At 68.6% G+C, this 12552-nt stretch carries 10 protein-coding genes; 4 read left to right on the top strand and 6 right to left on the bottom strand.

Annotation, left to right across the window (positions count from 1 at the left end; translation table 11 throughout):
- Entirely contained in the window at positions 1 to 681 is a 681-nt protein-coding gene (locus ABIC51_RS11095; protein WP_136469907.1) for a GntR family transcriptional regulator, read from the bottom strand.
- Positions 682 to 960: 279 nt separating this feature from the next.
- Between ABIC51_RS11095 and ABIC51_RS11090 the strand changes: the two genes are divergently transcribed.
- Positions 961 to 2148 carry a gamma-glutamyl-gamma-aminobutyrate hydrolase family protein gene (locus tag ABIC51_RS11090; protein ID WP_175853265.1) on the top strand — a complete coding sequence of 396 codons (1188 nt, stop codon included), beginning with the start codon at positions 961 to 963 and terminating at the stop codon, positions 2146 to 2148.
- 115 nt (positions 2149 to 2263) lie between these two features.
- Positions 2264 to 2956, top strand: coding sequence for a DUF2968 domain-containing protein (locus tag ABIC51_RS11085; protein WP_027788080.1), 693 nt, complete (start codon positions 2264 to 2266; stop codon positions 2954 to 2956).
- Between the two features lie 78 nt (positions 2957 to 3034).
- On the opposite strand, the gene ABIC51_RS11080 is transcribed toward ABIC51_RS11085, so the two are convergent.
- On the bottom strand, positions 3035 to 3976 hold the full coding sequence (locus tag ABIC51_RS11080; protein ID WP_354006481.1) for a hypothetical protein: 942 nt from the start codon (positions 3974 to 3976) through the stop codon (positions 3035 to 3037).
- Positions 3977 to 4081: 105 nt separating this feature from the next.
- Positions 4082 to 4336, bottom strand: a complete 255-nt coding sequence (locus tag ABIC51_RS11075) for a hypothetical protein (RefSeq protein WP_124839606.1) — start codon at positions 4334 to 4336, stop codon at positions 4082 to 4084.
- On the opposite strand from ABIC51_RS11075, the gene ABIC51_RS11070 reads away from it, so the two are divergent.
- Positions 4335 to 5630 carry an MFS transporter gene (locus ABIC51_RS11070; protein ID WP_059695985.1) on the top strand — a complete coding sequence of 432 codons (1296 nt, stop codon included), beginning with the start codon at positions 4335 to 4337 and terminating at the stop codon, positions 5628 to 5630. The two genes, ABIC51_RS11075 and ABIC51_RS11070, sit on opposite strands and share 2 nt — an antisense overlap.
- Positions 5631 to 5720: 90 nt before the next feature.
- Here the strand turns inward: ABIC51_RS11070 and ABIC51_RS11065 are convergent, their stop codons facing one another.
- Entirely contained in the window at positions 5721 to 7559 is a 1839-nt protein-coding gene (locus tag ABIC51_RS11065; RefSeq protein ID WP_404842227.1) for a tetratricopeptide repeat protein, read from the bottom strand.
- A gap of 130 nt (positions 7560 to 7689) precedes the next feature.
- On the opposite strand from ABIC51_RS11065, the gene ABIC51_RS11060 reads away from it, so the two are divergent.
- On the top strand, positions 7690 to 9333 hold the full coding sequence (locus ABIC51_RS11060; RefSeq protein ID WP_027788076.1) for an FAD-dependent monooxygenase: 1644 nt from the start codon (positions 7690 to 7692) through the stop codon (positions 9331 to 9333).
- Between the two features lie 8 nt (positions 9334 to 9341).
- Here ABIC51_RS11060 and ABIC51_RS11055 read toward each other — a convergent pair whose 3' ends face one another.
- Together ABIC51_RS11055 and fdhF are read right to left on the bottom strand one after the other, a co-directional pair.
- Positions 9342 to 9593, bottom strand: a complete 252-nt coding sequence (locus ABIC51_RS11055) for a formate dehydrogenase subunit delta (protein ID WP_027788075.1) — start codon at positions 9591 to 9593, stop codon at positions 9342 to 9344.
- A 7-nt stretch (positions 9594 to 9600) separates the two neighbouring features.
- Positions 9601 to 12552 (bottom strand): formate dehydrogenase subunit alpha, encoded by a 2952-nt coding sequence (fdhF, locus tag ABIC51_RS11050; protein WP_146253461.1) that lies wholly within the window; start codon positions 12550 to 12552, stop codon positions 9601 to 9603.

Genomic DNA, 12552 nt, shown 5'->3' with positions numbered 1-12552 from the left:
TCAGGGGCGAAGATGTTGAAGAAGCGTGGAGCGGAACGAGTCGATATGGTTTTCGACGGCCGCGCGTGCGCCGGCGGCATCGCGCGCGGACAGCCGGTCGAACAGTTCGCGATGCTCGTGCTGGACGTCGGCGAGATGGTGGGGTTCGGACAGCGTGACGAACCAGAAGCGCAGCGAGCGTTCGTGCAGCGCGCGCAGGATCTCGGCGAGAACCGCATTGCGCGCGGCCGCGGCGATCGCCTGGTGGAACGCGCGGTCGAGTTCCATCATGCCCTCGACGTCGTGCGTGTCGACGCATGCCTGTCCTTCGTCGAGCAGCGCGGCCAGGCGCGCGAGATCGTCGGGCGCCGCATGGCGCGCGGCGAGTTCCGCGCAGTGCGCTTCGTTGATGCGCCGCACGTCGATCACCGCGACGATGTCGTCGAGCGACAGCGGCTGCACCATCAATCCCTTGCGCGGCATCACGGACAGCAGCCCTTCGAGCACGAGCCGATGCACGGCCTGGTGCACCGGCGTGCGGCCGATCCCGGTGCGGGCGACGAGGTCGGCTTCGTTGAGTGCGGCGCCGGGCTTCAGGCGCATCGTGATGATGTCGCGCTGGATCAGCGCATAAGCGCGGTCGGCGAGGCTGGCTGCCGGTGCGGCGGGGCGGTCGCGGGTGACGTCGGTCAGGGCATTCATGCGGGGTGCGGCGCGGCGGCCGGACGGGGCGCGATCATGGCGCGGGCGATCGGGAAGCGTGGACGATGGCTGGATATTATTGTGATATATCACTGGTGTCCAGTACCGGCGGCGGTGCACCGGCTTACCGGCGCGAGGGACGGGGCGCTTGCCGGCGCAGTTTGCCGCCGACTTGCAACAATATCGACAGGATGTTGCAGGTTTGCCGCGCGATCGTGCGCTGACGCATAATGAATCCTCGTTTATCCATACGCGTGAGCGACGTACCAGACCATCGTCATGAGCGAAAACACGCCTTCCCCGGCCGGTCTGCCCGGCACCTCCTCCGTTTCTTCCGATTCCTCCCGTACCGATCCGGCGAAAGCGCCCGATGCGCCGGCAGCCCAGGCCGCCGCGCAGAACGTCGCCGCGGACGGCGCGTCGCCGGTCACGGCGGCGTCCGAGCCGGGTGCGCCCGGTGCAACGGGCACCGCCATCGATGGCGCTGTTGCCACGCCGCCGAAGCATGGCGCGCCGCCGCCGGGGTTCGGCGCGCAGCCCGACTTCGACACGCCGCGGCCGCCGCCGGCGAGCGCGCAGAATGCGCCGCCGGCCTACCTGAAGCAGAGCGACACGCCGTGGTCGGTGTTCGGCCGGATCGTGGCCGCGCGCGCGCGCCGGCTGTTCGACCGCGCCGGCCAGCGCATCACCCAGCGCACGCTGCGCATCGGCGTGTCGGCGCGGATCTTCCATCCGGAACCGGGAGCGAAGGGGCTGCGGGGCAAGACACTGCAGTATCTCGAGGAATCGATCGCGCACTGGGTGATGTCGCGCGACGTGCTCGTGTTCATGATTCCGACCGTCGGCCACCAGGGCATGATTCACCCGAGCAACATCCGCCTGCGCGACTACGCGAAGCATCTCGACGGGCTGCTGCTGCAGGGCGGCGCCGACGTATCGCCGCAAACCTACGCCGCGTCCGACGCCCGCCCCGAATGGCCGGGCGATCGCGTGCGCGACATGTACGAACTCGAGCTGCTGCACGAGTTCGTCGAATCCGGCAAACCCGTCCTCGGCGTGTGCCGCGGCTGCCAGTTGATCAACGTCGCGTTCGGCGGCTCGCTGTACCAGGACATCGCCACCGACGTGCCCACCGCGAATGCGCACGTGAGCGAGCATTACGACCAGCATCGACACGCGATCCGCTTTCCCGATTCGTCGACGCTCGCGAGCATGTTCCCCGGGCGCAGCGAGGCGATCGTCAACTCGATTCACCATCAGGCGATCCGCGATCTCGGCCGTGATCTGAACATCGAGGCCGTGTCGGCGGGCGACGGGATCATCGAGGGCATTCGTCATCGGCGTTCGCCGTTCGTCGTCGGCGTGCAGTGGCACCCCGAGTTCCATCGCGCCGGCGGCTCGGAGCTGCTCGACTGCACGCCGCTGCTCGATGCGTTCCTGCGCGCGGCGCGCGAAACCCGCCTGTAGCCAGCCACTTTCTTCGCGTCGTACGAAGGCCGGCCGCATCCCGATAAATTCGAGATGCGGCCATTTCGTTTTGAACGATAATCGCGAGTTCCGATTCGTTCGCCGGAGTCCGACGTTGGTTTTCCGAAATTTCTCCCCTGCACGATGCGCAACGTGGATCGTTGCGCTGGCTGCCTGCACGCAAGCAGGCACGGCCTGGTCCGCCGACGCGACCGCGCCGGCCGCCGGTACGCGCCCGGCGGTCACGAGCCTGCGCGGCGACGCGGCGGCGTCCGCCACGGTGGCGACGGATGCATCCGCGCAAGGCAACGTCGCCGAGCTGACGCAGATGCTGCATGATGGCCGGATCGTCGAAATGCGCACGACGTACAACGGCAGCTACGGTGCGAGCCTGATGTTCGATCCGCGCGAGATGACGTACTACGTCGCGCTGTTCCAGGACAAGCACCTGTGGCGTGTGATCCGGTCGCAGGAGAAGAGCCGCGCGGAGATGGTGTACGCGAACTTCGTTCAGCAGACCGTACAACTCGCCGATATCGAGATCCGTCGTACCGAGCTGGAGGCGCAGAAAGCGTTTCTCGAGCGCGTGATCGCGCTGCAGGCGAACCGTGCGCAGCAGTTGCAGGCCGATCTGAGCGTTGCGCGTAGCCAGCAGGCCGAAGTCGCGCAACGGCAGCGTTCGGCGCAGGAGCAGGCACAGGCGCTGCAGGTCGAGAAGCGGGCCGCGCAGATGCAGTTGCGTGATCTGCAGGAGCAGGTGCGGCAACTCGAGAAGCAGACCGAGACGGGGCTGCCGGCACACAAGTAACGATTCGTCGGACGGACGGAGAGAGACGGGCAAAACCCGGCGAAGCGCGCTTCGCCGGGTTTTTTCATGGTGCGGCCGTCAGCGCGCGAACGCGTCCGGCGTATCGGTCAGGCGGCGGTGGGACAGTTGTGCCGTCCAGTCGAAACCGGCGGCGGGCGTGTGCGATGGGCGCTCGGGTTGGGTAGCGCGCAGCGCGCTTGCCATTGCGATCAGCGTGAGCGGATCGTCGAGCGAGTCGCGTGGTTCGGCGATTGCGGGCGACGCGGGGGCGAACTGATCATGTGCGCGTGGGGCAACCGCGCTGCTCCGGACCGGTGGGCGCGCGGCCAGCCGCGACGGGGTCGCGGGCCGGGCCGGTGCTGCCGTCGCGCCGCGTTTGTCGTTCGAACGGAGTGACGATGCAACGGCCGTGGGCGGCACGTTGGACGTTGCGTCGGGACGAAGCGGTGCCGGACGACGCGTGACGTGGTGCATGACCTGCGGCGCTTCGGCCGTTGTCGCGACAGGCGCGGCCATCGTGCGCTGCGGTGGAGTGCTCGTCGACGTACCCGGCTGTACCGTCGCGACCTGCACGGTGCCGGACCACGACCTGGCGTGATCCGGCACGCTGCCGGCCGCTTGAATCGCGTATGTGGGCCCGAAGCCCGCGGGCGGTTCATATGCGGCGATCAGCCAGCCGATGATGCCGAGCGCGCCGATGCTCCAGCAGATCGCGTACCGCGCACGCCGGTCGTGAGAGCGGCGGATGCGCGTGCCGGCAACGCCGGCCGGCACGACCGGCGCGCCAGCCGAAACCGGCATCGATAACGCCACGGGCCGCGGCTGCCAGCGGCACGCGCTGTGCGGCCGGTCGACGTCGATGCAGGATGTCGTCAGCGTGGCGAGACAGTGCCTGTCGGGCTGTGCACCGGGCGCGCCGCGAAAGGTCCATTCGCGGCCGAACGACGGAGCGATATCGAGCGGCTTGACGCGAGGGCGGGCGAGTGCGCCTTCGACGGGGACGAGTGGCGATGGGGTCATGAGGGCGGTACGCCGTGCGACACGGGCAACCTTGCCGGCCGCGGCGCGGAAATGTCGTCGCAAATCGTGACATTGTGGTCAGGCGGCGAGAGCAGGTCGATCAGATCAATCCGATTTTTTCTTCCGATTCTGGGCGACTCGTACGAGAAGAGTGCCGCGACGGCAATGGCAACGGTCGCGGCGGCACAAGGCAAATGTCGGGTTGGCGTGGCATGATGCGCGAACCATGCCGGTGCGCGCGTCGTCGCGCGGCGCGCCGCCGGCGGGCAGCGATGCCCGTGCGCGCCGGCCCGGCGCCGCGTGCGTCGTCGGATCCATGCGGCGCGGATTCGCGCCATCCGAGCTGAGCGAGAAAAACATGTCCACAGCGTCACACGCCATCACGCAGGAATCGAAATTCCGCACCGTGTTCCGCGTCGTCAGCGGCAACTTCCTGGAAATGTACGACTTCATGGTCTACGGCTATTACGCGTCGGCCATCGCGAAAACCTACTTTCCGAGCGGCAACGCATTCGCGTCGCTGATGCTGTCGCTGTCGGTGTTCGGCGCGGGCTTCCTGATGCGCCCGGTCGGCGCGATCGTGCTCGGTGCGTACATCGATCACCACGGCCGGCGCAAGGGGCTGATCCTGACACTCGGGCTGATGGCGCTCGGCACGCTCACGGTGGCCGCGATACCCGGCTACGCGACGATCGGCGTGCTCGCGCCGGTGCTCGTGCTGCTCGGCCGGCTGCTGCAGGGCTTTTCGGCGGGCGTCGAACTCGGCGGCGTGTCGGTCTACCTGTCGGAGATCGCGACGAAGGGCCACAAGGGGTTCTATACGTCGTGGCAGTCGGGCAGCCAGCAGGTGGCCGTGGTGTTCGCCGCGTTCGTCGGCGTGCTGCTCAACCGTGCGCTGCCGGTCGAGGAGATGACCGCGTGGGGCTGGCGCATTCCGTTCCTGATCGGCTGCCTGATCGTGCCGTTCCTGTTCCTGATCCGGCGTTCGCTGAAGGAGACCGACGAGTTCCTCGCGAAGCGTCATCGTCCGACGATGGGCGAGATCATGCGTTCGATGCTCGACAACTGGGGCGTCGTGGTGGCGGGCATGGGGATGGTGATCATGACGACGGTGTCGTTCTACATGATCACCGCCTATACGCCGACGTTCGGCAAGGAAGTGCTGCACCTGTCGTCGCTCGACGCGCTCGTCGTGACCGTCTGCGTGGGGATTTCCAATCTCGTGTGGCTGCCGCTGTCCGGTGCGTTGTCCGACCGCATCGGTCGCCGCCCGGTGCTGATTGCGTTTACCGTGCTGACGCTGCTGTCGGCTTACCCGGCCGTGCTGTGGCTCGTGGGCGATCCGTCGTTCCTGCGGCTGCTCGCGGTCGAGCTGTGGCTGTCATTCCTGTATGCGTCGTATAACGGCGCAATGGTCGTCGCGCTGACCGAAGTGATGCCGGCCGACGTGCGCACGGCCGGTTTCTCGCTGGCATACAGCCTGGCGACGACGATCGGCGGCTTCACGCCCGCGATCTCGACGCTGCTGATTCATCAGACCGGCAACAAGGCCGCGCCGGGGCTGTGGCTGAGCGTTGCCGCGATTTGCGGGCTGATCGCGACACTCGTGCTGTATCGCACGCCCGAGGCTCGCAACCAGTACAAGGCGGCCTGACGGGCAAGCACATGTCGCGCGGCGCCGGCCGCGCGCGTCGCATGGACAAAGGGAGCCCGGGTAAACGGCGCTCCCTTTTTTCGTCCGCGTTCAGGCTTCGCGCAGCATGCCGGCGACTGCTGCCGCCACGTCGAGCCATTGCCCCGGTGCGGGCTGGCGGGCGAGCCTGGCCTGCGAATACCACGGGCAGTTGTCGCCGGTGAACCAGCGCCAGTCGGGCGCGAACGGCAGCATGACCCACAGTGGCTTGCCGAGCGCGCCGGCGAGATGTGCGACCGCGGTATCGATCGTGACGACGCCGTCGAGCCGTTCGATCAGCGCGGCCGTGTCGGCAAAGTCGTTCAACCGGCCGTCGAACCGGTGCACGCGCGGATGCGCGTCGACGCGCGCGCGTTCGTCCTCGTCGAGTGCGGGTTGCAGCACGATCCAGTCGATATCCGGCAGCGCGAGCAGCGGCGCGAGCGCGTCGAACGGCATCGAGCGGTTTTCCTGCGCCTGCCGGCGCCCCGACCATGCGAGGCCGAACTTGCGCTTCGACTGCCCGCCGAGCGAGCCGCGAAAACGCCTGCCGGCGCCGTCGGGGGCGTCGAGGTAGCGCGAGCCCGCGACGATGTCCTCCGCCTGAAGCCCGAGCAGGAACGGCAAGCTCATCAGCGTGCAGGCGACATCCGCGGCGGGCGGTTTCGTGGTGCCCTGTGCGACGAGGGTCACGCGCCAGCGCGCGGCCGCCGGCGCCAGCAGCGTAACGAGTTCCGGCTGGACTTCGAGCACGACGCGCGCGCAGCGCGCGCGGGCGAGCGGCACGAAGCGGACGAACTGCAGCGTGTCGCCGAAGCCCTGTTCCGCGCGGATCAGCAGCGTACGCGACGCAATCGGTTCGCCTTGCCAGCGCGGCAGCGTGCCGAGCGGCGTCGCGCCCGGCGTGTCGTGGCGCGCTTCATAGGCGGGCAGGCCGCGCGTGAAGTCGCCGAGCGTCAGCAGCGTGACCGCGCGGTGCAGCTGTGCCAGCGTGAGATCGGGGGCGACACGCAGCGCCTGGTCGAATGCGCGTAGCGCCATCTCGTGCGCACCGAGCGCGTGATGTGCGTTGCCGAGGTTCAGCCAGGCCAGGCTGAACGACGGATCGAGACCGACCGCTCGCTCGTAGAAGGGCAGCGCGTCGCGGTGGCGCGCCTGCGCGCTCAGTGCGTTCGCGAGCCCGAACAGCGCGAGCGGAAACGGCGGATGCAGCGCGAGCGCGGCTTCGAACGCGGCGGCGGCCTCGGCATGCCGGCCGACCGCGTCGAACGTGTTGCCGAGATTGAAGTGCGCGGCGACGAAGCGCGGCTGCGCGGCGATCGCGGCCTGGAAGTGCGCGATCGCATCGTCGGCGCGGCCCATCGCGTTCAGCGCCATCGCGAGGTTGTTGTGCGCCCCCGCATGCCCCGGCCGCAACTCGAGCGCGCGATGGAACGCGGCGAGCGCATCGTCGTGGCGGCCAAGAGCGTTCAGCGCGTTGCCGAGATTGTTGTGGATCGATGCATCGTCGGGCGTGAGCCGCAGCGCGCGGCCGAATGCGTCGATCGCATCGTCGTGGCGCTGCAGCGCCGCATACGCGTTGCCGAGGTTGTAGTGCGCGAGCGGAAATTCGGGCGCGAGCGTCAGCGCGTTGCGAAAGCGGTCGACCGCTTCGTCGAGCCGGCCGAGCGCCTTCAGCGCGTTGCCGAGATTGAGCTGCAGCGCGGCATCGTCCGGACGCAGCGCGACGGCGCGGCCGACGAGGTCGGCCGCCTCGGCGTGCTGGCCCTGCTGGTGCCGCAGCACGCCGAACAGATGCAGCGCGTCGGCGTTGGCGGGATCGGAGGCGAGCGCGTTGCGATAGCCGTGCTCGGCCTCGGCGAGGCGGCCCGCGCGGTGTGCGGCATACGCTCGGTCGAATGCGGTATCCATGACGCGAAAACTGACGGAAAGGGCGTATTTTCCCACACCGCGCGGCGCCGCCGCGCGTCGGCCGATCGGCATATGGCCCCGTCACGTGGAGCGGCGTAGACTTGCAGGATCGCGTGTCATCGAGGTTCTCATGGCTGACACACTGCCCGATATCCTGCCCGTGCTGATCGTCGGTGCGGGGCCGACCGGCCTTGCCGCGGCGATGAGCCTCGCGCGAGCCCGCGTGCCGGTGCGCATCATCGATCGGCTTGCCGCGCCCGCGCCGCATTCGCGCGCGATCGGCATCCAGGCGCGCACGCTCGAACTGCTGGAGCAGCATCGCGCGGTCGAACCGTTTCTCGCGCTCGGCCATCGTGCGCATGCAGCCGCGCTCCATGCCGACGGCCGCGTGATCGCGCGGCTCGATTTCGATCCGCTGCATACGCGCTATCCGTACCTGCTGTTTCTCGACCAGACCGTCACCGAGCGCCTGCTCGCCGAGCATCTGGCCCGGCTCGGCGTGACGGTCGAGCGCGGCGCGACGCTGACCGCATGCGATGCGGGCGGCGCGTCGCTCGACGTGTCGATCCGCCGCGCCGACGGTCGTGACGAATCGTTCGCGCCGTCGTACCTGATCGCCGCCGACGGCGCGCACAGCACGGTCAGGCATCTGCTCGGCCTGGGCTTCACCGGGCAGGCGTTCGAGCAGACGTTCCTGCTCGCCGATTTCGCGGCGATACCCGACTGGCCGGACGAAGAGATCCACCTGTTCGCGACGCCCGAAGGCATGGCCGGCCTGTTTCCGATGGGCGGCGGCCGTTACCGGCTCGTGGCCGACCGGCCGCCCGGCAGCGACGCGTCGTCCGATGCGCCGGTCCCGTCGCTCGCGGAATGCGACGCGATCGTGCGTGCCCGTGCCGGCGCGTCGATCTCGCCGAGCGATCTCGCGTGGTCGTCCTATTTTCACCTGCACAGCCGGATGGTCGACCGGCTGCGTCACGGCCGCGTGTTCTTCGCGGGCGACGCCGCGCACGTCCACAGCCCGGCCGGGGCGCAGGGCATGAACACCGGCATCCAGGAAGCGTTCAATCTTGGCTGGAAGCTCGCGCGCGTGCTCGGCGCGGGCACGCCAGAGCGGCTTCTCGACACGTATCACGCGGAACGTCATCCGATCGAGCGCGACGTGTTGCGACAGACCGGTTTCGTCACGCAGGTCGTCGAAGCCGAGCGCGGCGCGATGAAGCTGCTGCGCGATCATGTCGTGCCGCTGCTGGCGTCGTTCGGGCCGATGCGCGACGCCGTGCGGCGTACGGTCAGCGAACTCGGCGTGCAGTACCGGAAGAGCCCGCTCACGCTGGAGCGCGTGCTTGACGGCGGGCCGCGCGCAGGTGAGCGGGCACCCGATGCATACGTGCGCGTGGTCGACGGGCCGCTCGGTCAGGCGCCCGGCACGGCGCGGCTATACGACCTGCACGATCCGGCGAGCTTCACGTTGCTGCTGCTGGAAGAGCCGCCGGACGTCGACGCCGGCGCGTTGCCGCCGATACCGGCCGATGCGCAGGTGCTCGCGCAGGGGCTCGAACGGATCATGCCGGACGCGGTGCGCGTCTGGCGCGTCACCGATGCCGAAGGCGGGGATGCCGGGCTTGCGCAGGAATACGGCCGCTCACGGCCGTCGTTTTACCTGCTCCGGCCCGACGGTTACGTGGCCGCGCGCGGGCGCACGGCGACCGACGCGAACGCGTTGCTGCGTCACTGCGAAAGCTGGTTCGCGGGCATGTCGCGGCCCGCGTAGCGGGGCGGTCAGGCCTTTGCCGCGGCAGGCACGAGGGACGCGCGGTGCGCGGCGATCGCGTCGCGCACGATCGGTGCCGCGCGTTGCGCGGCCTCGCATGACGGATCGTCGAGCGCCGCGAGAAGCGCGCGGCGCATCCGCGGCTCCCAGAAGCGCCGGATATGGTCGGCGATACCGGCCAGCGCTTCGTCGCGATCGGGCATCGATTCGAAGAATGCGCCGATCTGGTTGGCCATGTCGATCAGGTGTCCGTTGTCCATCGCTTCCTCACTTGCCCGTGGTCACGCCGGCGGTCGCGGCCGCACGGCGCTCGAGCAGATCGAGCTGCTCGGCGTTGAAGCGTGCGTAGGCTTTCTGCCAGTCGGACGGCTGCGCGACGGGCAGCACCTGGACGGCCGTCACCTTGTACTCGGGGCAGTTCGTCGCCCAGTCCGAGCTGTCCGTCGTGATCACGTTCGCACCCGATTCGGGGAAGTGGAACGTCGTATAGACGACGCCCGGCTGCATGCGTTCGGTCACGAGCGCGCGCAGCACCGTCTGCCCCGCGCGCGACTCGATGCCGACCCAGTCGCCGCTGCGGATCCCGCGATCCTGCGCGTCGTGCGGATGGATCTCGAGGCGATCCTCCTCGTGCCAGCGGACGTTCTCGGTGCGGCGCGTCTGCGCGCCGACGTTGTATTGCGACAGGATGCGACCCGTCGTCAGGATCAGCGGATAACGCTGCGTGACCTTCTCCGGCGACGCGATGAACTGCGTGATCACGAACTTGCCCTTGCCGCGCACGAATGCGTCGATGTGCATCGTCGGCGTGCCTTCCGGTGCGTGCTCGTTGCACGGCCACTGGATGCTGCCGAGCGCGTCGAGCTTCGCGTACGACACGCCCGAGAACGTCGGCGTGAGTCGCGCGATCTCGTCCATGATTTCCGACGGATGCGCATAGTCCATCTCGTAGCCGAGCGCGCGCGACAGCATCAGGGTGACTTCCCAGTCGGCGTAGCCCGCGAGCGGCGGCATCACCTTGCGCACGCGCGAGATGCGGCGTTCCGCGTTCGTGAACGTGCCGTCCTTCTCGAGGAACGACGAGCCGGGCAGCAGCACGTGCGCGTATTTCGCGGTCTCGTTCAGGAAGATGTCCTGCACGACGATGCACTCCATGGCCGACAGTGCGGCTGCGACGTGCTGCGTATTCGGGTCCGACTGGACGATGTCCTCGCCCTGGCAGTAGAGCCCCTTGAAGCTGCCGTCGAGCGCCGCGTCGAACATGTTCGGGATGCGCAGCCCCGGTTCGGGTTGCAGCGTGGCCGACCACGCCTGTTCGAACTGCGTGCGCACGATCGTGTCGCTGATGTGCCGGTAGCCGGGCAGCTCGTGCGGGAACGAGCCCATGTCGCACGAACCCTGCACGTTGTTCTGGCCGCGCAGCGGATTGACGCCGACGCCTTCGCGGCCGACGTTGCCGGTCGCCATCGCGAGGTTCGCGATGCCCATCACCGTCGTCGAGCCCTGCGCGTGCTCGGTCACGCCCAGCCCGTAATAGATCGCGGCATTGCCGCCCGTCGCATAGAGGCGCGCGGCTTCACGGACCCGTTCCGCCGGCACGCCCGTCACGTCGGCGGTCGCCTCGGGAGAGTTGTCGGCACGCGATACGAATTCGCGCCACTGTTCGAATGCGCGCGTCTCGCAGCGCTCGGCGACGAACGCGTCGTCGACGAGCCCCTCGGTGACGATCACGTGCGCGAGTGCGTTGACGATCGCGACGTTGGTGCCGGGGCGCAGCTGCAGATGGTGGGTGGCCTTCACGTGCGGGCCGTCGACGACGTCGATGCGGCGCGGGTCGATCACGATCAGCTTCGCACCTTCGCGCACACGCCGCTTCAGCCGCGAGCCGAACACCGGGTGCCCGTCGGTCGGGTTCGCGCCCATCACGACGATCACGTCGGCCTGGCCGACCGACGCGAACGTCTGCGTGCCGGCCGATTCGCCGAGCGTCGTCTTGAGGCCGTAGCCCGTCGGCGAGTGGCACACGCGTGCGCAGGTGTCGACGTTGTTGTTGCCGAATGCGGCGCGCACCAGTTTCTGCACGAGGTAGGTTTCCTCGTTCGTGCAGCGCGACGACGTGATGCCGCCGATCGAGTCGCGGCCGTACTTCTGCTGCAGCTTGCGGAATTGCGTTGCCGCGTAGGCGAGCGCTTCGTCCCAGCTGACTTCGCGCCACGGGTCGGTGATCTTCTCGCGGATCATCGGCTTCGTGATGCGGTCCTTGTGCGTCGCGTAGCCCCATGCGAAGCGTCCCTTCACGCACGCATGGCCTTCGTTCGCGAGGCCGTTCTTGTGCGGCGTCATGCGCACGACCTGCGTGCCCTTCATCTCGGCCTTGAACGAGCAGCCGACGCCGCAGTACGCGCAGGTCGTGACGACGGAGTGTTCCGCCTGGCCGAGTTGCACGACCGTTTTTTCCTGCAGCGTGGCGGTCGGGCAGGCGGCGACGCATGCGCCGCATGATACGCATTCCGACGCCATGAACGATTCGCTTTCGCCGGCGGCGACGCGCGATTCGAAGCCGCGTGCGGCGATCGTCAGCGCGAACGTGCCTTGCGTTTCCTCGCAGGCGCGCACGCAGCGGTTGCAGACGATGCACTTCGACGGGTCGTACGTGAAGTACGGGTTCGACTCGTCCTTGCGGTCTTTCAGGTGATTCGCGCCGTCGAAGCCGTAGCGCACTTCGCGCAGCCCGACGACGCCCGCCATGTCCTGCAACTCGCAGTCGCCGTTGGCGGGGCAGGTGAGGCAGTCGAGCGGATGGTCGGAGATGTACAGCTCCATCACGTTGCGACGCAGCGACTGCAGCCGGTCCGACTGCGTGCGCACCTTCATGCCCGCTTCGGCCGGCGTCGTGCACGAGGCGGGATAACCTCGCCGGCCTTCGATCTCGACGAGGCACAGCCGGCACGAGCCGAACGGTTCGAGCGAATCGGTCGCGCAGAGCTTCGGGACGTTGACGCCGGCTTCGATCGCCGCGCGCATCACCGACGTGCCGGCCGGCACGGTGACCGGCTGGCCGTCGATTTCGAGCGTGACGTCGGTATCGGCATGCCGTTGCGGCGTGCCGTAGTCGGTATCGTCGAACGGGTCGCGGGCACGCGCTTGCGCGGCGCTCTTGCACGCGCATTGGCCCGAGCCGCAGCCGCCTTGGCGGACGTTGTTCGTGTCGAGGGACAT

This window comes from Burkholderia sp. 572 (assembly GCF_040545135.1).
Classification (GTDB): Bacteria; Pseudomonadota; Gammaproteobacteria; order Burkholderiales; family Burkholderiaceae; genus Burkholderia; species Burkholderia cepacia.
The sequence above is the reverse complement of the archived record's forward strand: the minus strand, read 5'-3'. Positions and strand labels throughout refer to the sequence as shown.